Annotated in this window: 15 protein-coding genes and 2 pseudogenes; 7 read left to right on the plus strand and 10 right to left on the minus strand. The window is 67.9% G+C overall.

The genetic code is table 11. The features are described from left to right. Positions 1–1123 precede the first annotated feature (1123 nt). The 5 genes from HNR07_RS03590 (at position 1124) to HNR07_RS03610 (ending at position 4890) form a co-directional block, all read left to right on the plus strand. The gene (locus HNR07_RS03590; protein WP_184361873.1) at positions 1124–1453 is read left to right on the plus strand and encodes a hypothetical protein; all 330 of its coding nucleotides are present in this window, start codon (positions 1124–1126) and stop codon (positions 1451–1453) included. 65 nt (positions 1454–1518) lie between these two features. Then, positions 1519–2154 carry a hypothetical protein gene (locus HNR07_RS03595; RefSeq protein WP_184361876.1) on the plus strand — a complete coding sequence of 212 codons (636 nt, stop codon included), beginning with the start codon at positions 1519–1521 and terminating at the stop codon, positions 2152–2154. 11 nt (positions 2155–2165) lie between these two features. Continuing rightward, on the plus strand, positions 2166–3215 hold the full coding sequence (locus tag HNR07_RS03600) for a peptidoglycan-binding domain-containing protein (RefSeq protein WP_184361879.1): 1050 nt from the start codon (positions 2166–2168) through the stop codon (positions 3213–3215). Beyond that, entirely contained in the window at positions 3212–3826 is a 615-nt protein-coding gene (locus tag HNR07_RS03605; protein ID WP_312893569.1) for an ATP-binding cassette domain-containing protein, read from the plus strand. Before HNR07_RS03600 ends, HNR07_RS03605 begins: the two co-directional genes overlap by 4 nt. Beyond that, positions 3823–4890 carry a hypothetical protein gene (locus HNR07_RS03610; protein WP_184361882.1) on the plus strand — a complete coding sequence of 356 codons (1068 nt, stop codon included), beginning with the start codon at positions 3823–3825 and terminating at the stop codon, positions 4888–4890. The genes HNR07_RS03605 and HNR07_RS03610 overlap by 4 nt, the downstream gene beginning before the upstream one ends. Positions 4891–5312: 422 nt before the next feature. Here the strand turns inward: HNR07_RS03610 and HNR07_RS03615 are convergent, their stop codons facing one another. From HNR07_RS03615 to HNR07_RS03625, 3 genes are read right to left on the minus strand one after another with little or no spacing between them, the layout of a single operon-like run. Then, positions 5313–6428 (minus strand): AAA family ATPase, encoded by a 1116-nt coding sequence (locus HNR07_RS03615; RefSeq protein WP_184361885.1) that lies wholly within the window; start codon positions 6426–6428, stop codon positions 5313–5315. Beyond that, a complete protein-coding gene (gene drmB, locus HNR07_RS03620; protein ID WP_184361888.1) occupies positions 6425–8290 on the minus strand; it encodes a DUF1998 domain-containing protein in 1866 nt (621 codons plus the stop codon). Before drmB ends, HNR07_RS03615 begins: the two co-directional genes overlap by 4 nt. Next, positions 8287–11487, minus strand: coding sequence for a helicase-related protein (locus HNR07_RS03625; RefSeq protein WP_184361891.1), 3201 nt, complete (start codon positions 11485–11487; stop codon positions 8287–8289). Before HNR07_RS03625 ends, drmB begins: the two co-directional genes overlap by 4 nt. Before the next feature lie 351 nt (positions 11488–11838). Here HNR07_RS03625 and HNR07_RS35815 point away from each other — a divergent pair, with 351 nt between their 5' ends. Next, the gene (locus HNR07_RS35815) at positions 11839–13176 is read left to right on the plus strand and encodes a sigma-70 family RNA polymerase sigma factor (RefSeq protein ID WP_221318698.1); all 1338 of its coding nucleotides are present in this window, start codon (positions 11839–11841) and stop codon (positions 13174–13176) included. 270 nt (positions 13177–13446) lie between these two features. Here HNR07_RS35815 and HNR07_RS03635 read toward each other — a convergent pair. From HNR07_RS03635 to HNR07_RS03665, 7 genes and pseudogenes are all read right to left on the minus strand, one after another. Beyond that, positions 13447–13746 (minus strand): annotated as a pseudogene (locus tag HNR07_RS03635) (HIT family protein); the annotation flags it as partial. Positions 13747–13970: 224 nt separating this feature from the next. After that, positions 13971–16427, minus strand: coding sequence for a DUF262 domain-containing protein (locus HNR07_RS03640; RefSeq protein ID WP_184361897.1), 2457 nt, complete (start codon positions 16425–16427; stop codon positions 13971–13973). Between the two features lie 61 nt (positions 16428–16488). After that, positions 16489–18237 (minus strand): UvrD-helicase domain-containing protein, encoded by a 1749-nt coding sequence (locus HNR07_RS03645; protein ID WP_312893570.1) that lies wholly within the window; start codon positions 18235–18237, stop codon positions 16489–16491. A 41-nt stretch (positions 18238–18278) separates the two neighbouring features. Continuing rightward, positions 18279–19382 carry an ISAs1 family transposase gene (locus HNR07_RS03650; RefSeq protein ID WP_184361900.1) on the minus strand — a complete coding sequence of 368 codons (1104 nt, stop codon included), beginning with the start codon at positions 19380–19382 and terminating at the stop codon, positions 18279–18281. A 146-nt stretch (positions 19383–19528) separates the two neighbouring features. Next, positions 19529–19921: pseudogene (locus tag HNR07_RS03655) on the minus strand (UvrD-helicase domain-containing protein); the annotation flags it as partial. Positions 19922–20038: 117 nt separating this feature from the next. Beyond that, entirely contained in the window at positions 20039–20782 is a 744-nt protein-coding gene (locus tag HNR07_RS03660; RefSeq protein ID WP_184361903.1) for a hypothetical protein, read from the minus strand. Between the two features lie 65 nt (positions 20783–20847). Beyond that, positions 20848–21963: an ISAs1 family transposase gene (locus HNR07_RS03665; RefSeq protein ID WP_246420055.1), complete on the minus strand. Its 1116-nt coding sequence runs from the start codon at positions 21961–21963 to the stop codon at positions 20848–20850. 332 nt (positions 21964–22295) lie between these two features. Between HNR07_RS03665 and drmD the strand changes: the two genes are divergently transcribed. Then, positions 22296–25541, plus strand: a complete 3246-nt coding sequence (gene drmD, locus HNR07_RS03670; RefSeq protein ID WP_184361905.1) for a DISARM system SNF2-like helicase DrmD — start codon at positions 22296–22298, stop codon at positions 25539–25541. The last annotated feature ends 30 nt before the right edge of the window (positions 25542–25571 follow it).

Genomic DNA, 25571 nt, shown 5'->3' on the forward strand with positions numbered 1-25571 from the left:
GTGGGATCGTCGCCGCCGGTCAGGCGGTCGAACACACCGGTTATCCTCGCGCCGAGGGGACACCAGGGGAAATGGTGGACAGTGGGGTAAACCACACGAACCTGTGGTGTGCCTGGGGGTTGAAATAGCGACGTCAGTTGCGGTAAAGGGCTCAGCTGGGGCGGGGATCACCGGCCGCACCGCTCCGGCCAGTACCCAGGGGCGCCGGCGACTGTGGACCTTCCCCGTGCGTTCTGTCCCCGTTCTCCTGTCTTCCCCAGCACCCTGCCCGGCCTGCTCCGGCGACACGGGTACACCCGTCGCCTCGGTATTCGATCTTCTCCAGTCGAAGGACATTTTCGATGAGGCCAAGGTCCCCCGTCAGATAAGCGCGGTTGTGCTTATCGTTTTTCTGTATCGCTATGGGTGTACCAGTGTTCGGGGTGGTTTCGGTGCAGAGGAGGGGTGGTGTCATGGCGTCGTATCAAAAACGCAGGTCAAGTCCATCAGGGGTTGTTCATGTGAGAACGACGGATTCTTGCCCTCGATGAATACGAGAAGATCGTGACCACTCGCGCAGGAGGAGAGAGTCGGGGGCTTTGGCTTGACTCGTCGATCGGGGCGCGTCATCCTCCGGGTGAATGGAATGGAGCTGTGCTGCGGAGTCAACCGCTGGGTCTCCAAGTGCCTCTGTCGACGGAGGGTCGCTGGGCAGTTTCCTTCGCGCCAGTAGGGGTTCCCGTCCTCCGGCTCGGTGGCCTGCGTGCTCACCTGGGGGTGGTGAACTCCTATGTCCCCAGGTCGAACCGGTGGCTTCCCTTTTTCGATGATCAGCCCGTTCGTCAAAATCCGATGGTGGCAGGTCCGGGTCTCCTGTGCGGCCTCGGAAAACGCTGTTGACCAGCTGGGTTTTTCGGTCGTGCCCTGAGGTGCCGCAGTGCTCATGCTGTTGAAAAATGCGTTCGATCATGACGAAGACCTGCGGCTTTATTCGTATGCATGCGGGCTTTCAGTTGGAGGGTGCAGCCGCGCTTCCGGGAAGTCCTGGGCCGGGTTGTGGTGTTGCTTCAACGAGTTGACTCCGAGATCCTCAGCCGTGTAGAAACGGTTCCGAATCACCCCCCCCAGCGGAAGAGTGATGACAATGACCGGATCGCAAGAAGTCTCCTTACGGAGAAAGTCGCGTCGGCCGGTCCTGGCCGGGCTGTTCGCCCTGACCGCAGCGGCCTCCTTCGGCCTCGTGGACCTGGCCGCGGCGGACCCCGCCCAGGCGTGCGTCCGCGGTACCCGGGACGTCACCGTCTCTTATGCCAGAGCCAGTACGTCCACCGGCGGTTGCGCAGCTGAAGGCCGTTCCTGGGCCTATCATGGGAGCGCTTCCGAATCCACCGGTTGGCATCGGACGAGCACCGTCGCCTACGCCTCCAGCAGCCGCGGAGCGACCCCCCGCTACGCGGACTACTCGTTCCGCTGACCCCTCCGCCGCGGCTGCCCCGGGGAACCGCCCTCAGGCAGCCGCGGCCCCCGGAAGGAAACCCCATGCGCAGGAAAGCCGGAGCCAGCGCCCTACTCACGGTTTTCGTGTTGGTCGGCTGCGGAGCAACGGAGCCGCAGGAAGGGCTGACCGAGGCCGCACGGGCGGCCGGAACCATGGACGAGACCCGCACCGAACTCCTCGAGGAGGCAAGGGAACGTTCCACCACCGACTTCGAGCGCGAAACCCTCGACCGCGCCATAGCCAACGGTGGCCTGACCCGACAGGACTACGAAGAGGCCTTCGACCGGTACCAGGAATGCGCCGAGGCCGCCGGCCTCCAGGAGACGTACCGAAAGATGCCCAGCGGTCTCTACCGGCTCGTGGAGACCGGAGCCGGTGACAGTGAGGACTCCACGGCCGCGGCCATGGACGCCAACGCCGAGTGCGCCGACGGGACCATCATGCGGATCGAGTCGATGTACGCCCTGCAGGTCGGCAACCCGCACCTGCTGGCGGACCCCAGGGCCGCGGTCATCCAGTGCCTCTACGAGCAGGGGTACGCGCAGGCCGACTACTCCACGTCCGACTTCGACCGCGACATGGAGGACGGCATGCGCAGCGCCCCCTTCGACCTCGCGGACGAGGCCGTGGACGACTGCTTCTACAGTTCCGGCTTCGCGATCTCCGCGCACAAGTGAGAAGGGGAAGAATGCGGTTCCACCTGAGCGGAGGCGCTTCGTTGACGGTCCTGGTGCTGGTTGCTGCCGCAGGCACCACGGGCTTCCTGCTTCGCCCCGCGGAACCGCCCGCCAACCTCTCACCCGGGCAGAGCGCGGACTCCGCTCCCTCGTCCGTGGAACGCTTTTCCGACGAGCGCAGCGTGGAGGTGGACCTGGTGACAGGCCCCGACCTCGACCTGGAGCTGGGCCGCGGCGGCAGGGTCACGTCCACCGAATGCTCCGCAGGAGCCTCACTGGCCTCCGGTGAGGCCGTCGCCGAAATCGACGGCGAACCGGTCCTGGCCCTGGCGACCTCGGCTCCCCCCTACCGCGACCTGGCACCGGGCGCTCGCGGTCCGGACGTGGCCGCGCTACAGAGCGAGCTCGCCCGGCTCGGCCACGACACGGCCGAGGACGGAACCTACGGCGAAGGAACCGCCACCGCCGTGCGCGCCTTCCAACGGGACGGCGGGCTGCCCCGCCCGGACGGCCGGATGCCGTTGGCGGGCACCTTGTGGATACCCGCCGCGGAGGTCGCCGTGGGGGAGTGCCACGCGCCGATCGGCACGACAGTGGGCCCGGGATCCTCCTTCGCGACGGTCCCCGGCACCTTGGCGGAGGTGACCGTCACCTCCCCGCCCACCGCGCGCGTGGACGGCGCACGCGTGCTGACGGTCGGCGGGGTCACCGGCCCGTTCGACGCGGACGGACGCGGCGACGACCCGGACTTCCTCCGGGAGCTGTCCGACACCGCGGAGGCCCGCGCCGCCCGTGACGGAGAAGGCACCCGGGCCATGGGCAGCCTCGCCCTCGCCGAACCCGTGGAGGTCCTCAGAGTCCCTCCCGGAGCGGTCTCCGGAGGCAGTGAAGGCACCGGATGCCTGGTGTCCGAAGGACGAACCCACGCGGTCGACATCGTCGGCTCCACCATCGGCTCGGCCCTGGTCGTCCCGGCCGGAGGCGGGGACCCGACGACACTGCCCGGCCGCGTGGACCTCAAGGGAGCGCAGGCGGGGACCTGTCAGGGCACCCGATCGTGACCGGTGGAGCCCGGGTACTCGCCACAGGCCTCGCCCACCGGTTCCCCGGGACGCCCTGGCTCTACTCAGGCCTGGACCTGGACCTGCGGCCGGGGGAGGTCACCGGGCTGTGCGGCCCCTCCGGATGCGGAAAGTCCACCCTGATGTCCGTCCTCGCCGGATGGACCCCGCCCGTGGAGGGCACCGTGCGCTTCGAGGGAGTGGAACGCACGGGCTGGATCTTCCAGAACCCGCATGGCGTCCCGGGACGCACGGCGCTGGACCACGTCGTCCTGCCGCTCCTGGCCCGCGGCTACGACCGCGAGGGCGCGCAGGAACGGGCCCTGGCCACCATGACCGACTTCCACCTGGGCGGGCTCGCCTCGCGCCCCTACCGCGAGCTGTCCGGCGGTGAGGCCCAACGGCTGATGCTGGCCCGCGCACTGTGCTCGGATCCGGACCTGATCCTGGTCGACGAGCCCACCGCGCAACTCGACCTGCGCACCGCCCGGAGCGTTAACACCACACTCGGCCGGGTGGCCGCGCAAGGCGCCATCGTGGTCGTGGCCACCCACGACCCGGGCACCCGAAGAGCGTGTACCCGCATCGTCGACTTGGGAGACTACGGGTGAGGCCGTCCGCGATCCTGTCCGAGGCCTGGCGCAACCTCGCCACCGGCACCAGCCGCGCCGCGGTGTTCGCTCTGGGCCTGGCTGCCGTGTGCGGGGCGCTGGCGGTAGCGGACGCCCGCAACATCGTCGCACTGGAACAGCGTGCCGCCGAGTTCGTGGCCTCGGGGGCCTCCGTGCGGGTACTCAGCGCCGAATCGGGTGTGACCGGCGCGTCCTGCGACGCACTCGCCGGTGTGGAAGGGGTGGGCGGCGCGGGCGCGTTGCGTGAACACCCCGCGCTCCGGTTGGACGCGATGCCCGACAACCCTCTCCCGGCCTACACGGTGACCCCGGGGTTCGCGGACGTCCTCGGAGTGGACGCGGTGACGGCGGAGGGCGTGTGGCTCTCCGAGGAGACCGCACGGACACTGGAGGCCGTCCCCGGCCAGAACCTCAGCACAGCGGAGGGGACGCTCACAATCGCGGGAACCTTCCCCTACCCCGACGACGGCCGGGACGTACGCCCCGGTTACGCGGCCCTGGTCCCCTCAGCGGACACCGAACCCTTCGACGAGTGCTGGGCCCGGGTATGGCCGACCTCGGAGAGTACACAGGAGCTCCTGCTCTTCGCCGTGGCGGCCGACTCCCCGGAGGACACGGCACTCACGACCGGCCAGCTCAACGCGAGCCTCGGCGAGACCTTCGACGGCGCCGCCGGATTCGACGGCCGCATCACGCGCTTCGCCGCCCCCTCGACTGTCCTTGCGGGGCTGCTTCTGGGCTTCGTCGCGGTCCGGCTGCGCCGGCTGGAGTTCGCGAGCGCCCTGCACGTGGGGCAGTCCCGCCGATCCCAGCTGGCGACGACCCTCCTGGAGACCGGCGCGTGGTCAGCGGCAGGACTGGTGCTGGCCGGATGCGCGCTCGTCCTCGCCTCCCACCTGGGACACCCGGGCGAACCCGGTGAGGTCCTGGTGGTGGTCGGGCCGGGGCTCCTGGCCACGGTACCGGGGTGCCTGGCCGGTGCGGCCCTGGCCCTGGCCCTGGTGCGGGAGGACCATCTGTTCCGGTACTTCAAGGACCGGTGAGCGCTTCCGGCAGTGCCAGAGGCGTTGAAGCCGGACACGCAGCCAAGGGCAGGGGACCCGAGGCGTAGCGCACGGAACAGTGCCTCGTGGCGCGTCGTCGTCCCCGCAGGGGATCGTCGCCCCGGTGATGGACAGCGATCCTCCGTGCCGCTGGACGACGACCTGTTCGACTGCGCCTAGGCGCTCGGACGGCGCGCCGGTGAACTGGTCGCCCTCGACGGCTCCGCTGCCCTGTCCGGTCGCCGTCGGCACGGGACCGGGTTAGTGGCCTGCCGGGGCGGGCTCCGAACCCACCCCTGCCCTGGCCGTTCAGTTGCCGGACCGTTCGGGCGGACACCTGCGGCGGGGAAGGACCGCGAGCCACGGTGAGAGCTGCTCATGAGCGAGTTCCAGCCGATCCAGGTACTCCGCGAACCGATCCCTCAGGGCTGCGGCTGGTACAGGTCGAGGGGGATCCCGTCCAGGTGCGGGGGAGGGCGGTCACCCGCGAACCCCAACCGCAGCTCGTGGCGGGCTCTGGTGCACAGGACGTAATACATCATCCGCTGGTCCGGGTCGCTTGGGTCAGCGGTGTCGCGATGGCAGTCGGGGACGAAAACGGTGTCGAACTCCAACCCCTTGACACTGGCACGAGTGACCAGGTGTACACCGGGCCGACTGGCGTCGATGTTCCGGTACCGGCCCTGCCCGCTACCGACATAGGCCTGGACGGGAACACCGGCCCGTTCGAAGGCCTCCAACAGCCGCATCTGGAGTTCACGGAACCGGACGACCACGCCGATACTGCGCTCCGGGTGGTGACGGACATGCGCACGCAGCTCGGTCGTGAGTTCAGCGAACGCCCGGTACCTGGCCACAAGCGGGGTCGGCCCCTCGCGCTGCGGTAGGACGGGCGGGGGCCCGCCCAGACGGAAGTGCTCGGCCAATTCAGCGATCGGTCGTGTGGTGCGGTGGTTCTCCGACAGGCCGACCTCCTCCGCGGCCAGGATGTTCCTGATCTCGGCGGTTGTACTCCTGGATTCTGTGATGGTCTGGTGCTCGTCGGCCAGCACGGTCACCCGGGCTCCCGCCAGTCGACACAAGCGGTAGAACTCCACAGGAAGATCCTGTCCCTCGTCGATCACCAGTGCCTCGGGAGTGGAGGGTTCCGCGGCTCCCACGGCTTCGGTGAGCAACGCCGTCCAGTCGATGTCGAACCCGCCGGGAGTCCTTGTGGGGGGACGACCGCCCACTGCGTGCGCGTACCAGCTCCCCACCCAGCTGTGGACGGTCGCCACCCGGGTCTGCGGCCTCAGCTCTGTGGCTGCCGGTTCTACGTGCTGGCGCAGCAGGTTGGATCGGCAGAGCAGGGTCGAGGGCGTACCGGTGAGGGCGAGCATCACCGCCCGGTGCGCCGCGAGCACGCTCTTGCCTGATCCCGCTGGGCCGCACACCAGGTGGTTGCCGTCGAAGGGAAGTGCGTCCAGTACCCGCTGTTGCTCCTCGGACAGGTCCAGATACCGCAGTACCCGGAGGGAGCCGTTGACAGCGGCGTTCATGGGAACTCCTTACCGCGGGCGATGCGCGCCGCCTGGTCACGGGCGGATTCGATGACCGGTTCGAAGAACCCGGGAACCCCCGGGCCGCCAGTGATCAGTATCCGGTCCAGGAGGGCGTTTCCCGTTTCGCAGCTGGTTTCGGGGAGTAGCGCGCAGGCATGACAGGCGGCCCGGTTGAGGTTGGCGAATCCTCGGGCCCCGTGTTCGGCGCACAGGGGGTCGGCCGAACACCAGGCTCCGGATTCCAGGAGTCTGAGCAGGGTCTCCGCCAACCGCTCGGAGGTGCCCTGCTGGGCGAGTCCGCCCAGCGTTCCCTCCGCGTCACCGGCGGCCGTGTAGACCAGGAGCCCGGCCTGGTGCCGGTCCTGGCCGGGGCGTGCGTACACTCGCTCGCACAGGGAGGAGATGCCGTAACCGCTCTCGAAGGAGAGCTGCCGGATGAGGAGGTGGGAGAACGTGTGCAGGAGTGGCAGGCGGGGCAACAAACGGTCCCCGACCGTTCCATGGAGCCGGTCCCTCTGGAATGCGGCGTCCAGGTCCTGTTCCAGATCGCGTACACGCTCCCGTACCCCGGCGTGTGACTCCCAGCGAGCGATCTCCTGCTCGTTGAAGGACAGGAACACCCCTTCGCCGAAGACCTCTATCGCGGGAAGCCAGGTGCGGCGCCCTGACACGTCCGCCCCCACCATGCCTTGGAGGGAGGGCTGCACCCGGTGGAAGCCGCGGAGGGAACGCACCTCGCGCAGCCGGTCAGCGACCACGACCCGTTCTATGCGTTTCCAGAGCAGCTGTCCGGCCTCAGAGTCTCCCTCTGGAGGAACCGCGCTGACGGGCCGCACCGAGAAGTTGCGCTGACTTACGGCGGTGGAAGTGTTCAGCGCTGACCATTCCTCCCAGCTCAGGTCTGCGGCCGGTGGGGTGTCCTCGGCCGGAGCGGGCTTCGGCGCGGGGGTGTCCGTGCCCGTCTCCAGACGCAGCAGGGCCGCCACATCCTCAGGGGTGACGCCTTCGTTGGCTTCGCAGATCATCCCGGTGACCGCCTGCGCCCGCGCCGAGTCCTGGAGACGGCACAGGCCCGGCCACAGCGGATCCTCTCGGATGAGGGAGGCGGTCCGGGGGTCCACTTCGTCTGGCTCCGAGCCGCCGGAGCTGGGGATGTCCAGTGCCGAGATAGTGACCGGGTAGTAGACGTTGCCCGCGTTGCGCTGGACGACACGGGCCTGCTCCGTGCAGGTGCCCACCTGTCCGCGGTCCTGCCAGGGGTGGCGTCCGGTGCAGCGGGCGCGGCCGCGGTCCAGGAGTTGGAGCAGATCCCGTGTGGTTTCACAGGCGCGGCAGACGATGGACAGGGCCTCCAAACCGATGGACGAGCGGTCCACCAGGAAGGACAGCCGGTTCTGGGAGCGCTCGCAGCTGGCAGTGCCGGACCGGCTGTGCGCCCACCACCACCAGTCGACATCGTCCATGTGCCCGGCCGGGCACACCTGGACGAACCGCATCGGTACGAGTACCTGCGGTGTGGGGCAGGCCGGGCACAACGGTGCGGAACCCGGTTGCTCGTCAGCGGTGGCCCACCGCTTCATCCGGCGGCAGGAGGCGCAGAAGAGCCAGGAGGGGAAGCGGACGCAGGGAGCCCCGTCGCCGTCGGGGGAGTCGAAGAAGTCATTGGCGGCCGGGGGAAGGCTCCGAAAACCTGTCACCTTCAGCCGTTCCGCGAGCCTGGGGGAGTCGACCCAGGGACTGGAGGACGGCCAGTGGGAGATGTCGGCGGCCACGAACGACTCGCCTCGGGTCTCCACGATCGCCCCGACTCCGAACGGCACGATGGTCTGGGCCTGGCGGACGCGCAGTTTCCGGTTCATGGGCGGGCCCCCTTCACGGTGATCTGGCACTCGCGGTCCACGGAACGAACCGAGTGCAGTGTCTCCCACAGGCCGTTCCTGCGGTCGAAGTTCTTCAGGACGTGACGTGTCGAGCGGCCTTGACCGCTCCAGTAGAGTTTCGCCCTGGCCTGCCGGGCCGCTGCGGCCGCGTCGTTCCAGTCGTCAACGAGCTCCTTCAGCTCCGCGGCGGCTTCGGGGGCCGCAACGGGATCTGCTCGCTCCACCCAGGAGACGATCCTCGCGACGGCGTCGGACACGACCTCCGGGCGGTCCAGAATCAGCGACGCACCATCCTCGGCGCTCCATCCGTGACCGTGTCGGACGAGAATGACCAGGGCGGCGTGCAGGGCGCGCTTGCGTGAAGGGATCGACCACGGGGTGACACTCGAGGGTTCCACGTGTCGGTAGAGCGAACGATGGAACACTTCGAAGGTTTCGTAGTGCGAGCGGTCCCGCGGCTTGGTGGTGTTGAAGAACGACACGATCAACCCGGGGACGACGTCGCGGCCCACCCGGCTGGTCGCCTGGATGTACTCGGCGGCGGCCTTGGGTTGGCCGAGCATCAGCATGAGGGCCAGGCGGTCGATGTCAACGCCGACGGAGAGCATGTTGGTGCAGGCGAGGAAGGAGACCGCGGAGGCAGAGGGCCAGCCCTCGTCCAGGCGCGCCAACAGACGCGGCTGCTCCTCCCGGTCCAGGTTGCTGGTGAGCTCCTGGACCGACGGTTCCGTGAGCTCCCGGGTCCCCTGGCCGTCCCCTCCCATGCCCATGAGCTGGGCGGGGATGTCGTCCCTGGCCGCGGTCAGGGTTCGGCCGAGTTCGCGGAGGCTGTGGTGGTAGGCGACCAGTGTCCAGTAGTCATCCCGGTGTTGCTCGGGGAGCCTGGCCGATTCGTGCAGGAGAGCGGCCGCGGTGGCGACGGTGGCACGGCCGGCGGTGTGCCCCTGAGCCATGACACCCGCGTAGAGGCGCCCCGGGGAGTCCTCGTCGGGTTCGGCGAAGTAGGAGTGGCGGGCGTCCAGCCCGGGGGGAGGGAACAGTTGGACGTCTCGGCCGTACATCCGGCGGACCTGTTCGCCGGACCGGCGGATCGTCGCTGTGGACGCCACCACCTTGGGTGCCACCCCGCTCCAGGAGCACAGCTGTAGGATCGCGGACTCGTACAGCCCGACCGTGGTGCCCAGCGGGCCGGTGAGCAGGTGCAACTCGTCCTGGATCACCAGTGAGGGCCTCAGCTGTCCGACTTTGCCGAACAACAGGCCGGCTCTGGGCTCCCAGGCCAGACGGGCGAACTTGTCCACGGTGCCGAGGAGGAAGGAGGGCGGGCGATCGTACAGGTGTGTGTCGACCACCCGTACGGGCAGTTCCTCGTGGAAGCGGCAGTCGTCGCGTGGGCAGTAGAACGAGAACGAGCTCGGCGAAGTCCGCACACCGTAGTCGCCGTGGTCCGAGGACTTGTTCGCGGGCATGATCCGGGTACCGCACCAGGGGCAGCGGTCCAGGACGAAGGCGTCAGTCGGCTGGGCCGCCTCCCGCTGCTGTCGGGCGAGCTCGTGGGCTCGGTCATAGGTGTTGGGAGTGGTGGCTTCACCCACCCACAGGCCGATGGAGAACGGTTCGGTGCCGAGGTTCGCTCCAGGGGCGGGCTGTCCCTCAGCGGATTGCCTCAGATACTCAAGAGCGCACACGGTGGTGGCCGCCCGCTGGAACTGCTGTGTCGTGAGCAGGCTGAGCGTGTAGCGGCTGAGCACTGCGGTTCCGCCGCCGCGGGGGCCGTGTCGCAGCCTCCGCATGATCATCTCGAAGCAGGAGAGCAGGAGGTAGGCCTCGGTCTTACCGCCGCCGGTGGGAAACCAGATGACGTCCGCGACCTCTCGGTCGGGGTGGGCGGGGTCGACCAGGCCGCTGGCACAGAGCAGGAAGAATCCGAGTTGGAAGGGACGCCACGAGTAAGTGCCCTCGGGGCCGGTGTCCTGGGGCAGGGGATCGTGGCGGGTCCGCGGCGCGCCAGCCAGATCCTTGGAGCTGTGGCGGATCTGTAGGGCCATCGCCTGGTTGGCGAATCGGAAGGCCGTCAGCGCGACGGGGTCCGCGCACATCAGGCGTGTCCCGGCTTCCATCCGGTCGATGGCCGTGCTGATGCGTTCCAGGATGCGTGCGGCAGCCTCCCTGCCCCACGGGGGTACCTGGGCGGCGGCCTCCTTTACACGTTCCTCGTACCAGTTCCGGTAGCCGCGGATGAAGTCGGACAGCTCACTGGCGAGTTCCGGAGCGGGAACGGAGGAGTCACTCAGGAAGGACAGCTTCAGCGCACGGGTGTCAGTCCTGCCGGAGTGCCGGACTCTCAGGACCTCCTCGGTCGGCATGACCTCGGTGCTGATCCGGTCGGGAGGGCCGTTCTCCGCGGTGGGGTCCGAGCGTTGCTCCTCGACTGCGCAACCGTGGCCGATGCTGAAGGTCCGCACGTGCCGGTACTGCAGTCGCAGTTCCTCTTCCTCTGGGTCGCGGCTGGTGAGAAGGACGTTCGGATACTCCAGAAACGTCCCACCGAGCGGCTCGACGCTGAACGATGCCTGGAAGAGCATCCGGTCCCAGTCGGTGCGGGCCGGCCGGCCGGTTGCCTCAGCGGAGTCCAGCGGTTCCGCGACGGCTGCGTTGACCAGGGCGATCGTGACCAGTGACGCGCCAGCGTAGTTCCGGCGGCGCACACGAAGGAGGGCATGACCCTCGAGGACGGGGATGTCGGCGCTCTCGAAGGCCCTGACGGTTTCGTCCGGCAAGGGAAGGCGGCTCCAGTTGCGCGTCCCCGCAGCCCGTTCGGTGACATATCTGGAGCCGCGGCAGACGACGCTCAGGCTGGGCGCGTCAGTGAACAGGGACAAACCCAGCGAGGAGGGCAGCCAGGCGTTGGCATCGGAGGTCGGGTCGTCCGCGAAGACGTTCTCCTCGTTGGCGGGCTCGGCTCCGTCGCTGTCGGCCTCCTCTCCCGCGGCCAGAAGGCGTGAGTGCAGGTCGGCTTCCTGCGGGTACAGCGTGCCCATCAGGTAGCGGCGATCCGGCGGTACGGAGAGCACCTCGTGCGCACCCTCCGCGGGACCGACGAGTTGTCGCCGCAGAGCGGACACGAGCAGCTGGCGGGCCGCGGTCTCATCCTGCGGGGTGGAGCGATCGGACATCCATGACCTGTTCTGATCGGGGACCACTGCGGCAGTGGTCTGTCGGTGACCCGTTCCTTCCTGGTACGTGAAGACATTTTGTCAGCGGCAGCTGACATTATCTGCACCATGGCGAACCTATCCTCTTCACCAGAGTCGGATTCCGGTCGGCATGGTCTGGCGAAAGTTGTCCTCAGGAGAATGCGCTCCGGGGCCGTCGACGGACGGATTGATTTCGACGAATTCGAACGCATGTGCGGAGATCTGGGAATCGGGGACGTGGCCCGAGGTCGGATCGAGGCCGCGCTTCCGGGGCTGGGGCTGACCCTGGGTGGCCAGACGAAGCCGTCCAGGGCCGAAAGTCCCGAATCTGTGGCTGATGAGCGAGCATCGGCCGTGCTGCGGCGGCAGTCGGAGTTGAGCCCTCGGGTGTCCGCGATCGTGCGTATGGCGCGGCGCTACGCCAATGCGGGAACGATCTCCCCAGTGGCGTTCGACGGCGTCGTCCGCATCTCCGGGCTCGAAGAGAACGAAATCGAGGAGTTCTCGAAAGGTCTGCGAGGAATCGGTGTATCGATCGGGCGTTCGAGTTTTTCCGAGGCGGAGGAGCCAGAGTCCGAACTGGCCTCGGAAGAGGTGCCTGCGCGGGAGGGAGCGGCGGTCTCGGGTGTTTCCGAGGTGCAGGTCGAATTCCCTCCGGATAGTGCGACTCCGAAGAATTCGAGCCTGGGTAAGGCGGTCGATACGGCCCGGAAGGTTCTGGAGCGGGACCGCTGGAACAAGCGCCCGGAGAAGGACCTCCTCGACGCGCAGGCGGAGGTGGGCCTGGCGGCTCTGATGAGGGGTGACCGACCGCTGGGTTCCCCCTTGGCGGAGGCTGACCTCGCGGCCCTGGAGCCCTCAGACGAACGCCGTCGGGCCTTCGACGCGATGGTGCTGCACAACCAGAGGCTCGTCTACGGTCTCGCACTCAAGTTCGAGGGCCGTGGGGTCGAAAGGGAGGACCTGTTCCAGCACGGTATGAGGGGCCTGATGCACGCGGCCGTCAAGTTCGACGGCGGTCGCGGTCTCAAGTTCTCCACCTACGCCATCTGGTGGATCCGTCAGGCCATCACCCGAGCGATCGCCGATGAAGGAGCGCTGATCCGACTTCCGGTGCACTTTCACGAGAAGGTAGTCAAGGTCGGGGCCGCCGAACGCGCACTCAACATCCGAGGCAGGCGTGCCGGTGCGGCGGAGGTCGCGGTGCACAGCGGCCTGACGGTGGACGAGGTGGAACAGGTTCGCCGCCTCACCTACCGAACCGACTCCCTGGACCGCGAGGTACGGGGGGACACCACGCTGCTCACCCTGGTGGGAGAGGACGTGAGCCGCGCTCTGCCCTCACCGGAGGCCCAGGTGTTGGAGGAGGAGCACCGTAGGGAGGTCAGAGGGATGCTCTCCTGTCTGGCAACTGACCGGGAACGTGAGGTCATCGAACGGCGCATGGGGTGGACCACGGGGGACAGGCAGACCCTCGACACCATCGGGGAGCACTTCGGGGTGACCCGTGAACGGATCCGGCAGATCGAGAAGAAGGCCCTGGAAACCCTGCGTGAGACACATGTACGGGCAACAGTGTCCACCGCGGACCCCGCGCCCCCGGCCGCCAAGGGAAAGAAGAAGCGAAGGAGGAAGAGGCGGCCCCGCAGTACCGAGATGACCGACTGAGCAGGCCTGCCCCGTGATGGCGGGCCCGGCGTACTATCTGTCGGTTCCGTTGGAGGCCTTGGTAGGTGAACTCGCGCCGCTGGCGAGTACCGACCGGAGGCGTATCGCAACGACCGCGAAGCGGTGGACGGCCCTGGGGAAGCCTCTCGTGGCCTGGGGCCGGAAACCGTGTGAGAACCAGCCATGGACGAAGCGGGTATCCGGAGGTCAGCCGGAGTGTGTGCCGTCCAGACGACTGGTGAGCGGCTCGCGTATGTGTTCGGCTCTGGGGTCGGGAAAGTCCTCCATGGCTTCCAGGGCCTCGCGCCAGTTCTCGCCCGCGTTTCCCGCGGTTCCGTGCATCGGGAAGAGTTTGGCGTGCGCGTGGTCGACACCGTAGCCCCCCGTACATGATCCCGGTGCGCGCCACGTCGGGGAAGGCCGCGTCCAGCAGGCGGGCGACCCCGGGAGCGGCCAGGTGCAGGGCGGTGTACTCCGGTGGGACCAGGAGCACGACGTAGCTGGTGCGGTGGGCCATGGGGATGACGACGGAGAAGCCCCCGGTGTTGGGAAGACCGACAGGAATGCCAGGTGCGTTCCGTCCTTTCAGATGCGGTGTGCGGGTGCTTCACCCGGCACGATTCGGCAGAAGGCACACTCAGACGCGTGCGGTGGTGTTCAACGTGTTCCTTGGAGTCGTTTCGTGCCGGGTGTGCTGTGTTGCCCCGCGTTCCGCTGGGAGTGTGCACCCTCCGGGTACGTGCTCTTGAGCCCGTTGGCTGCACCCGCGCGTGCGCACCAACCCCGCCCCAGAGTCACATCTGTTGCTCCAGCCAGTCCTCGCAGTGCCCACGGAACCACAACAGCACCTGGTGTACCCGCTGCCTGCCATCGTCAACGAGGACATCGAGCGGGAAACTCGGCCGCCGGTTCAGTGAGTCCTCGGGCAGGTCGATTCCGGGAACCGCGTTGAACTTGTGCAGCAGCTCCCTGCGCAGAGCCACGTCGTCGAAAGGAGGACGGCGCGCCATGTGTTGGAAGACCACCTCAGCGCGTCCCGACACCGGGTAGAGCACGATGGCCCACCGCCAGTCGGCGTTCACGCTCTCGTCCCAGGTGAGGAGGAAACAGCTGGTGTCGGCGCCGCTCCCCCAGACCAGGTCACCGCCGGCGGCGGTCCACTCGTCGATCAGGGCCTGAGTCGCTCGCACGACCACGGGCCGCTGGTTCTCCAGGAGAAGCGCGTGGAACTGTCGTTCCCGTTCGACGAACTCGTCCACCTCGAGCCCGACCAGTTCGGCCAGCGCGGCGGCTGGCACGAACCCCTCATGTCCTGACCCCGCCTCCTCCGCGGCTCTGGTATCGGGGAAGACCCGGTCCCCGTGCCCGATGCCCGGGTTGGCGTGCAAGTGCCGGGACACCGTCGCGGTCTTGGCCCCGACGAGCACCGCGAGTTCACGGTGCGTCGTCCAGCGACCGGCCGCCAGCATCACCAGCGCGTGTTCGAGCTGCTGAGCCAGATCCTCACCGATCTCCTCCGGCGTCTGCGCGTCGGAGGCTGCCGGTGCGGGCCACAGAGCGCAGGCGTGGTCGGCGAGCAGATTCGCCCGTGCCTCGATCTCCGGCCTTCCCCAACTGGGAGCATCGGCGATCTGCCGGTTCATGCTCAGTCCACTGGACTGGAAAATCTTCTGTTTGCGCTCGAACATGTGGTTGGACAGTTTCGAGTTCTGCGCGGTCAGGGTCAGATTGCCCAGAGTGTGGAGCAGGCGCCCGTGCAGTTCGATCTCGGTCTCGTCCGGGTCGGTCTGCTTGCGTAGGACCTCGTACCATTCCTCGGTCATGCTCTGCGGCATGACGTGCTCGATGCTCACCTTGGCCTTGCCGAAGTCCACCGGCTCGGGGGAACCGAAGCCCTCCTCCAACCTGCGCAGCACGAAGGTGCGCTGCAGGGCCTGGCCTGACCAGTAGAAGTTGCGCTGGGCCACGGCTTCGCGCAGCGCCCGATCGGATGGCCACCGCCGGCGCGGATCGGACAGGTAGCGGTGCACGGAGTCCGCGATCGAGCCACCAGGTTGGATCTCCTTGGGAGAGGACATGAAGATCCTGTTGAGGCCCTGAGTCGGCACCCCGGCGATCATGCGACGGACCAGGAAGCTCTCCACGTACCCCAACGCCCGGATGAGTTCGTCAGTGTCGGTGTGCCCCTGGTCGCGGAGCACCATCAGGTGCAGCGCCAGCGGGCGGTAGATCTTGTTCCCCCAGGACTCCAGCCGCTCCAGAACCTCGGCCAGATCCGGGTCGCTCTCGAAGACGGGGTCCAGGACCCGCTGCAACAGTTGTCCCAGCCGCCACAGGTGTTCCACCTCGCCGCGCAGGGCACTTTCACCGCCGACCTGGGACACCTTCTCCAGGCGCTCCTTCTGCCCGTGGTACACCTCGCTCTGTTTTGCCCGCTCGTCCCCGCGCAGGACCAGGTCGAGCCAGGCCAGGGTCTCCAGGGTCTCCGGCCCCAGCTCCTCCTGCATGGGAAGCCAGACCTCGTCGTACACCTCCTGGCCGGTGTCCGGTAGGAGCATGAAGACGTAGTTGCGCAGCAGGTCGGTCTGGCTGAGGCCCTTGCCGGTGTTGTTCAGGGACTCGAAGATCCGGAACACGTTGTCGCCCGCCTCCGCCTGGATGTCCACCAGGCTGAGGCGGTGCCCGATGATCTCCTCGATCTGGAGGAGTTCCCGCTCGCCGTAGTGCTTGACCTTGCGGGAGAAGAAGTTGTAGGCGAACCCGACCCTGTCGTCGCCGCCCGCGTCAGGCCGCCCGTTGACGATGGCGGCGAAGGAGGACCGGTCAGCCTGAGTAGGCGCGAGCCGGTACTTGTCGGGACCCTTGTTGTACTTGTTCACCAGGTAGACGTCATTGATCCGGTCCGCGCCGCTGGGGTCACCCTCCTCAAGTTCCTCCACCTCGCGCAGCCGGTCGCGGATGGCCGCGAGCGCGATGGAGAGCGAGGTGAGCCGTTGCTGGCCGTCGATGACCAGCCAACGGGTCAGCGTGCTCGCCGAGGACGACCCGGGCGCCAACACCACCGAACCCAGGAAGTGCCCGGCGGAACGGCTGGTAAGCGGATCCTCGTCACGTTCGACCTGTTCGGTGAGGTCGCTCCAGAGCCGTTCGAGCTCGTCCCGCCCCCAGGAGTAGGGGCGTTGGTACAGCGGCACCTGGAACTGCTTGGTTCCCTCGACCATGTTCCGGAAGGTGGTTTCGTTGGCCTGCATATCTCCGCAATCTCGGACGGGCGGTCAGTGAGCGTGGCTGAGTCGGGTGGAAGGACCGGGTCTACTTCGGTAGGAAGGGGCTGGGGTCACCGGAGTACGACACGTACAGCGTGTCCCGGGCCCGGGTACAGGCGACGAACAGCAGATTCCGCTCGCGTTGCAGGTCGTGGGCGTGGGCGAGCGGGTCCTCGGAGAGGTCCGTGACCCTGGACTCCAGGGGTAGGTAGGCGGCCCCCGCACCGACCACCGCCACACACCGGAACTCCAGGCCCTTCATCGAGTGCATCGTGCCCACCCTGACCCCGGAATCCTGAGCCAGACCGCAGGTATCGATGCCTTCGGCGGCCAGAGCGGATCTGATCTCCTTGACCAGGGCCTCGGTACGGGCCGCGACCGCGATCGTGCCGGGTTCGACGTCGGAGGTGAGCCACCCGGAGACCACCTGGGTGAGCGCGTCCAGTTCCGCCTGCTCCGTGGGGTGGGCGTGCACGGTCGGCGTCCGTCCGTGCAGGGGCGAGGTGTAGTCGGTCAGGTGGGAACGCACTCCGTCGAACCCCTCCACCGGTGCGGTGCCAAGGACCCGGACCGCCCAGGAGAGAATCTCCTGGGTGCTGCGGTAGCTCACGGTCAGACGGTGGCTCCGGCCGCGCACGTTGATCCCGACCGCCGCCATGGACACGCGGTGGTCGTAGATGCGCTGGTGCGGATCGCCCGCGACGAAGAGGTCATCCCTGCCCTCGGGAGCCAACGCACGTACCAATCGCCACTTGGCCGGGTGCAGGTCCTGGGACTCGTCCACCACGACATGCCGGTAGGGGCGTTTCCCGGTGCGGTTGAGGATGTCGGCGGCCTCCGAGGCCAACCAGGTGAACGTCCACTGCCCGTTGGCGCGCATCTCCTCGGTAGCGGCCAGAACCGCCAACCACACCCGACGCTTCTGCTCGGGGCCCATCCGCCCGGAGCGTCCCCGCCCGTGCCGTCGGGCCTTCAGGTAGTCACGTTCGGTGCGAAGGTCCTGCGCGAGGATCACGTGTTCCCACTCCTCCAGCAGGAACCTGCCGGACACGTCCGAACCCCCGGCGTGCCGGTCCCACAGCGCGGTCAGCTCACGCGAGTTCGGGAATTCGAGCTTGCCGTACACCTGACGCACTACCTGGTGCGCGACCTTGTCCAGGTTGCGCACGTCGACCAGTTTCCGACGGTCATCGTCGCGCACCAGTAGTTCGAGCTGCGCGCGCAGCGCCGCGTCCAGAGTCGTGGTGAACGTGGTGAGCAGGATGGGCTGTGCGGGTGTGACCTCACCGGTGTCCAGGGCGAGCTGCTGCCCGTCCGGGGCATACCGCTCGGCCAGGTGCGCCACCCGGTGCAGAGCGGTCACCGTCTTACCGGTACCCGCGCCACCGGTGACCATGACCGGCCCCGCGAACCAGTCCCGGCGGGCGATGCGCTCCTGACGCGGGTGCAGGAAGGTCCGCCACACGTCGAACGGGTGCTCCAGCAGTTCCCGCAGTTCCTCGGGGCCCTCCACGAACACCGCCTGGTCGGGGCTGCGCCTGATCGCCGAGGCCAGGTCGTCGGGGTCGACATCCTGCGCGCTGACCTCCTCGACGAGCTCACGGCTGAGCAGGGCCCACACCTCGTCCGGGGACATTCCCGAGGCCAACGCGGTAAGAGCGTCGTGCTGGGCCTTGGGCATCATGATCGCCAGCGCGTCCAGGTGGTTCTCGTCGGGGAGCAGTCGGGCGATTCGGATGGTGTCCGCGTCGATTCCCAGCTGGATGAAGTGCTTGTCCGGGACCTCCCCGAACACAGGGCTGTTGCAAAGTCGGGTGAGGGATTCGTTGCCCCTGTTCAGGGGATCTGGAGTAGCTCTAGAGGGCGAGTGAAGGTCTCGTAGGACACCCAACGGATCGCTTCGGGGATGCTGGTCATCCCCAGCTCCGTCAGCAGCGGAATCGTCAGGTTGCGCAGCATCGCCATGTTCTGTGGGCCGTTCCCGCACCGCACCCTGGAGGCGTCCTCGCCAAAGCTCACGTCCCGCACATGATGCAGCGCCTCGATCCGCCAATGACCCCGCACCAGGCCCGCCAACCGGGCAGCACCGGCCTGCTCTGCGGACAAACTCGTGATCACATAGGCGTAGGTGCGCCGCACCCGGCCAGTGGCCACCTCCTTGACCCACCGGTGCACCCGCACCACCTGGCAGGCGTAGGGAAAAGCGATCCGGGGAGCGGTGAGCACCTTGACCGTGCGCCTCTCCTGGCGCCCGTGCCCACGCGAGGCTTCGGTGAACAGGGCGGGCGCTTGCCTCCACGGAAGTGCTTTGACCTGGTTGAACAAGGTTGGCTGGTTGCGTTTGACGGTGAGTAGGTAGTGGGCCTTGCGTTCCTTGACCAGGTGCTGGGCGGTATCGGTCTGGGTGTGCAGCGCATCAGCGGAGATCACAGTGCCTTCGATGTCCATCCCGGCCAGGACGTCCTGGAGAGCGGGGATCTCGCTGGTCTTGTCCGCCACCCGGATCTGAGCGGCCACCTGTCCGGTGGGGGTCATCGCGGCCAGTAGGTGCACGGCCTGGGAGCGGCGGGTGCGCGAGCCTCGCACGCTTTTGCCGTCGATGATGAGCACGGCCAGGTCGGCGGCGGTGCTCATGCGGTTCAGCGCGGCGGGGTCCAGGCTGGTCAGCACCCTGCGGATCGTGGCCGCAGAGGGGGCGGTGCGCACTCCGAGTTCGGGGCGGGTGATGCGGGCTCCCAAGCGGGCCAGGGTGTGTTGGGGTGCGTTATGCGCCCACTGGCCGATCGCGGTCAGGGAGCGGGCTCCGCAGAGCACGGCGCACAGGCAGATCAAGATGATGCAGCCCAGGCGGTGGCGGCGGCCCCGCCGATCGCGAGGATCGGCTTCTTCTCCGGTGGGCGCGGACAGGGCGGGAGAGGGCGTGGCAGACTGGGGGCGCAACGGAGTCCTTGTGAGGCCAGGGGTGTGAGAGTTCCTGACCTTCTACCAGGGCTCCGTTGTTGTGTGTGGGGTCTTCTACTGGATCGCTGCAGGCTTGTGATCAGTGATAACGCTACTCATCCCCGACTTTGCAACAGCCCTGCCCCGAACAGGGTGTCGGCCGAAGCCGCGGCCACCGGGGCGAGTGCGGTGCTCATCGTGTCCAGCGCGGTCTCGTCCCGGAACTCCAGGACCCCGAGCGCCTGGTTGACGGAGGGGCGCCGGTTGCGGATGTACCGGTAGGCCTCCGTGTGCGCGAGCACGGTCACCAGGAGGAACACGTCTCCGGAATCGGGTGCGAGCACAACGCCTCGGTAGCCCTGGTTGATCCGGAGCGTTCGCCAACGGGGGTCCCGGCTGTCGGTGATCTTCTCCAGGTGGCCGCCGGCGAAGTAGGTGTCGGCGAACTTGTCCAGGGCCTCGTCGACGGCCTTGCGCAGCTTCTTGTCCAGTGCCGCGTAGGTGGTGAGGAAGTCCTTGGCGATCGCGAGCTGGGGCACGGGAGCCTTTCCGGGACAGGGGGCGGAGGAGGGGCGTCCAGGGGAGGGGCCTGCCCCCTCAGCATAGGGACCGAAACCCTGGAGGGGGCGGGCTTTCCGGTACCCGGTACCGATCTGTCACCGCATCTTGAGCGTCCCATCAGGGTGCGGCGGCTGCGGAAAGTTATGGGTTCGGGGGAGGGGGTTGCCGACTGCTCCGGTCGGTGCGGGGGTGTTCTCGACCTCTTGGCGGATCCGCTCCTTACGTGCGTCCTTGAAGTACTGGGATTCACATTCGAACAGCCACATGATGGCGAGGATCGGGGCGCCGATAGCGGCTAGTGGGACTGTGAATGCCGTTGAAATCGTCGCGACAGCAACGCATTTTGGCAGAGCGAACGAGGGTCGGTGGTTGCGGCCACTGGGATCACTCGGGAGAACCAAGCGCAAGACGAAAATCGCCAAGGTGATTACGAAAATAAAAGTTAGCGATCCCAGGATAAATTCACTAATTGCTCCGCGAACGTTCCGGAGGAATTCCGAGTCGACCCCTTGTTGAGCTGCTAGTAGAAGGATCATCCAGAAGGTTGCCGGAGCTCGGCTTGTCAGCATACGCCAGGAATGACTTCCGGCAGGTGCGTTCTCATAAATTTCGCGGCTGGTCGGTGCTAATACCATCCACACCAACAGGGCAGTGAGGGCACCCGAGAGTATTTGCTGAGCCGCAGGTGACCCGTTGGCGATGAACGGTGGTGCCTCCGGTCCGAACCACTGTCCCACCGCTTCCATTCCGAGCCAGGTGAAGAACTCTGACAGCAGGTCGGATGGGCGTTCCTGGTGGTAAAGAGACCCCAGGACCAAGATTGAGGCCACTGTCGCCATCGCCCGATAAGGCAGGTCACCACCAGGGCTGTTTCATTCTCGGTGAGCGGTGATGTTCGTGCTGGTCAGCGAAGACCGATCACGTCCAGCGGGCGGATGAACGCCTCATACGACACCCACCGGATCGCGTCGGGCACGGTGTCCTGCCCCAACCGGCCCAAGAACCCCAGGGCGAGAGCTCGCAGCACGGCCAGGTTGTCGGGGGCGTGCCCGCAGCGGACCTTGCAGCCGTCCTCGCCCAGCGACACGTCCTTGACGTGGTGCCAGGCCTCGATGCCCCAATGTCCACGCACCAGAGCGCCGATCCGGGCCGCGTCCGCCCGCTCCACCTCCAGCGAGGTCACCGCATAAGCCAAGGTCCACGACACCTTCCCGGTACGCAGATCTTTGACGTGGCGGCGAAGGCGCACCGCCTGGACCGCGTGCGGGAAATCCGTCCTTCCAGCGAGGTCGATGGCCTTGACGGTGCGGGTCTCAGCGCGCCCGTGGCCGCGCTCGCGGGTGGTGGCCAGCGTGGGAGCCTGAGCCCAGGGCAGTGCTTTGACCTGGGAGAACAACGTCTTCTGGTTGCGTTTGACGGTCAATACGTAGTCGGCGTGCAGCTTCTCGACCAGGTGAGTGGCGGTGTCGGTCTGGGTGTGCAGGGCATCGGCGGTGACCACGACGCCGGTCAGGTCTACACCGTCCAGCAACACGGCCAGGGCGTCGATCTCGCTGGTGCCCGCCGGCACCCGCACCTGCGCGACCAGGCGCCGGTCCGGGGTCAGGGCGGCGAGCAGGTGCACCGCCGCCTCGGCGGGGGTGGCCGATCCGCGCAGGGTCTTACCGTCCACCGCCACCACCTCAAGGACATCGGGCCGGGCCAGGGCGGCCAGGGCCTCGGGGTCCAAGGCGAGCAGGACCCGGCGGATGGTCGCCGGGGACGGAGCGGTACGCACCCCCAAGGCCGGACAGGAGATCCGGCACCCCAGGCGGGCCAGGGTGTGTTGCGGTGCGGCGTCGGCCCACTGGCCGATCGCCCGTAGGTGGCGGGCTCCGGCGAGCATCGCGCACAGGGCGCAGAACAGGACGCTGGCCATGCTGTGGCGGCGGCCCCGCGGCGAGCGGGGGTCGGCGAGGCGGGCGAGCTTGCCGAGAAGGTCGACGGGGCCGGTGGCGGGCATGGCAGACTGGGGGCGCAACGGAGTCCTTTGGAAGTCAGAGATGTGGAAGTCCCTGATCTTCTAGCGGGCTCCGTTGCTCGTTGGTGCGGGCTTCGACCGGATCGCTACGAGGCTGTGATCAGCGCTGATGGGTCACGAACCCGACTTTGAAACAGCCCTGGGTCACCACCCTTCCGCCACTCCTTCGCCAAGGTGATCGTGGAATTGGCTGTCTCCAACAAAGCATCCTCCGTCATCGCTGTTCGGATGGTCTACGTCCCTGCACACGAGGGCCATCGACACCGTAGGCGTCACCGCTGACACCGGCCCCTGGTATGACGGAGGCACACACGACGAAGGGCGGCGCACGCATGACTCCCCAAAGCGCGGCGGACATCGAGGTCCTCGGTCCCCATTCCGAGGAAGCGATCGGCGAGAGCGGCACACCGGCACCCAGCACCGGGCAGCTGGTCACCGTCCGCAACCGCCAGTGGGTGGTATCCGACGTGCGCGCCTCCCGGATCGTCTCCAGTGACCCCACCCGGGTCACCGGCAGGCCCCAGCACATGGTGTCCCTGGTGAGCATCGGCGACGATGTCTCCACTGACCGGATCGAGGTCCTCTGGGAGCTGGAGGTGGGTACCCGGATCCACGAGGGCAGAGACCTGCCCGCTCCCGCGCTGGGCTTCGACGACCCCGTCCGCTTGGACGCCTTCCTGCACGCCGTCCGCTGGGGCGCCATCACCTCGGCGGACAGCACCTCTCTCCAGGCCCCCTTCCGCTCGGGGATCGAGATCGAGGACTACCAGCTCGAACCGGTCGTGCGGGCTCTGTCGATGCCCCGGACCAACCTGCTCATCGCCGATGACGTCGGCCTCGGTAAGACCATCGAGGCCGGGCTGGTCATGCAGGAACTCCAGCTGCGCCACCGGGCCCGGACCATGCTCATCGTGTGTCCGGCCGGGCTGACCACCCAGTGGCACGACGAGATGCGCGACAAGTTCGGCCTGGACTTCCGGGTGGTCGACGCCGACCTGGTTCGCCGACTGCGCCGCGAACGCGGTCTGTACGCCAACCCCTGGACGCACTACCCCCGCCTGATCGTCAGCATCGACTGGCTCAAGCGTGAGCGTCCCCGGCGGATGCTCCGCGAGATCCTGCCCGCCAGCCCCCGCTACCCGCGCACCATCGACCTGCTGGTGGTGGACGAGGCGCACAACGTGGCCCCCGCGGGCAGCGGTAGGTACGCGGTCGACTCGTTGCGCACCAAGGCGATCCGGGAGCTGGCGCCGCACTGCGAACACCGGCTGTTCCTGTCGGCCACCCCGCACAACGGCTACCCCGAGTCGTTCTCCGCCCTCCTGGAACTGCTGGACGACCAGCGCTTCGCCCGCGGGGTCAAGCCTTCCGACGAACAGCTCGACCGTGCCATGGTCCGCCGACTCAAGCGAGACCTGCCCAAGCGCTGGGACGGCACGGCGCGCTTCCCCGCACGGGTGCTCGGCTACGCAGAAGTGGACTACTCCGAGGCTGAGCGCGAAGCGCACCGCACCCTGGTGGAATACGCCGACAGCCGCCGCGACCGGGTGGGCAAGGGAGGTCGCCACACGGTCGACTTCGTCACCACCCTGCTGAAGAAGCGCCTGTTCTCCTCACCGCAGGCCTTCGCCAGGACCGTCACCACCCACCTGGCCACCATGGACGCCAAGGGTGCTGCGGACGAGGCCTCCAGCGCCGCCGAGCAGGCTCCGGCCCAGGAGGTCCTGCCGGTACTCCAGGAGCGCCTGGCGGCCACCTCCGAACACGAGGAGGAGTACCAGGAGACCGAGGCGGAGGTGTTCGGCACGGTGAGCCGTGGCGCCCCCGGACTCACCGAACACGAACGCGGACTGCTCACCGGCCTGCGCTCCTGGGCGGAGAAGGCCCAGGGCCGTTCGGACTCCCGCTTTGCGGCCCTGAAGTCCTGGCTGGATCCGATCCTCTTCCACCCGGGCGTCGACGGAGAGCCGCTCGGACCGGGAGACCAGGCGGACTGGACCGACGAGCGGGTCATCATCTTCACCGAGTACCGCGACACCCAGCGCTGGTTGCGCGAGCGGCTCATCGCCGCCGGGTACGGCGGCAAGGGCGGGGAGCGGCTGGCCCAGCTGTACGGCGGCCAGGACCCGGAGGAGCGCGAGCGGGTCAAGAACGTCTTCACCGACCGCCCCGACCTCGACAAGGTCCGCATCCTCGTGGCCACCGACTCCGCCAGTGAGGGCATCAACCTCCAGCGGTACTGCCACCGGATCCTGCACTGGGAGATCCCCTGGAACCCCAACCGCCTCGAACAGCGCAACGGCCGCGTGGACCGGCACGGCCAGAAGGCGGACCAGGTGGAGGTCACCCACTTCGTGCCCAAGGGGTGGGAGGCCGCCGAACCGGGTTCGTTGGAGGACGAACTCGGTTTCCTGCGCATCGCGGTGGAGAAGGTGGACCGCATCCGTGAGGACCTTGGTAGCGCCGGTGACGTCATCGCCCTCCAGGTCGAACAGAAGATGCTGGGCAGGCGGGCGGAGTGGGCCGAGACCGACAGCGAGATCGCTTCCCGGGCGGGGGTGGCCCGGCTCAGCACTCAGCGGGAGCTGAACCGCCGGGTGGAGGAACTGGCAGCCGCGCTGGTCGGGAGCCGTGACCGTCTCGACCTGACCCCCGACACCCTGGAGCGGGTGGTCCGCGTCGGACTGGACCTGGCCCACCGCAAAGACCTCATCGACGCCGACCCGCCCGAGGGCGTCACCGCCAGGTGCTTCCGCCTTCCGGAGCTGGCCGGGGCGTGGGCGAGCGCGCGCAACGGCGGTCTGGCGCATCCGGTCACCGGGGCCGAGCGGCTGGTGACCTTTGATCCGGACGCCGTGGTGGGCCGCAACGACCTGGTACTGCTGCACCTCAAGCACCGCCTGGTGGACCTGTGCCTGACCCTGCTTCGGGAGGAGCTGTGGTCCCAGGGGTCGAAGCTGAGCCGGGTCACCGCGCGGGTGGTGGAATCCGATGTGCTGCGGGTGCCGGCGGTCGTGGCGCACGGCCGAGTGGTGATCACCGGCGCGGAGGGCACCCGGCTGCACGAGGAGGTGCTGCTCGCCGGTGGCCGGATCGAGCAGGGCGCGTTCGTACGGGCCAAGGAGGAGGACATCGACCGCTGGATGGAGGTCGCCACCGAACGCCTGGCCCCCGAGCCGGTCCGGGAGCGGTTGGTCGACCTGTGGCCTTCCTTGGACAAGGCGGTCGGCGGAGCTCTGCACCAGCGCGCCAATCAGCGGTTCAGGGCGGTCCAGCGGGACCTGGACCGCAAGTGCGAGGAGGAGGTCGATGCGATCGGCCTGGTGCTGGACGAGCTGGCGGCGGGGATCAAGGCGGCTCTGGACGACACCCCGCGCTGGGAGCAGACCAGCCTCTTCGAGCCTCGTGAGAAGGAGCAGCTCCGGCAGGACCGCGAGGCGTTGCGGGCCCGTCTGGAAGAGTTGCCCGAACGCAAGGTTGAGGAGCAGGCGGCCCTGCGCCACCGCTACGCCGACCGTCGGGCGCGCTGGTTCCCGGTGGCGGTCACCTTCCTGGTCCCGGCTTCGGTGAAGGGGTAGGCACTGTAAATTTAGCCAAATTTACATATG

This window comes from Nocardiopsis metallicus, assembly GCF_014201115.1.
Taxonomy (GTDB): Bacteria; Actinomycetota; Actinomycetes; order Streptosporangiales; family Streptosporangiaceae; genus Nocardiopsis; species Nocardiopsis metallicus.

Coding starts and splice junctions, on each gene's coding strand:
- HNR07_RS03590 (WP_184361873.1), top strand. CDS start 1,124: ATGACCGGATCGCAAGAAGTCTCCTTACGGAGAAAGTCGCGTCGGCCG.
- HNR07_RS03595 (WP_184361876.1), top strand. CDS start 1,519: ATGCGCAGGAAAGCCGGAGCCAGCGCCCTACTCACGGTTTTCGTGTTG.
- HNR07_RS03600 (WP_184361879.1), top strand. CDS start 2,166: ATGCGGTTCCACCTGAGCGGAGGCGCTTCGTTGACGGTCCTGGTGCTG.
- HNR07_RS03615 (WP_184361885.1), bottom strand. CDS start 6,428: ATGAACGCCGCTGTCAACGGCTCCCTCCGGGTACTGCGGTATCTGGAC.
- drmB (WP_184361888.1), bottom strand. CDS start 8,290: ATGAACCGGAAACTGCGCGTCCGCCAGGCCCAGACCATCGTGCCGTTC.
- HNR07_RS03625 (WP_184361891.1), bottom strand. CDS start 11,487: ATGTCCGATCGCTCCACCCCGCAGGATGAGACCGCGGCCCGCCAGCTG.
- HNR07_RS03640 (WP_184361897.1), bottom strand. CDS start 16,427: ATGCAGGCCAACGAAACCACCTTCCGGAACATGGTCGAGGGAACCAAG.
- HNR07_RS03660 (WP_184361903.1), bottom strand. CDS start 20,782: ATGGCGACAGTGGCCTCAATCTTGGTCCTGGGGTCTCTTTACCACCAG.
- drmD (WP_184361905.1), top strand. CDS start 22,296: ATGACTCCCCAAAGCGCGGCGGACATCGAGGTCCTCGGTCCCCATTCC.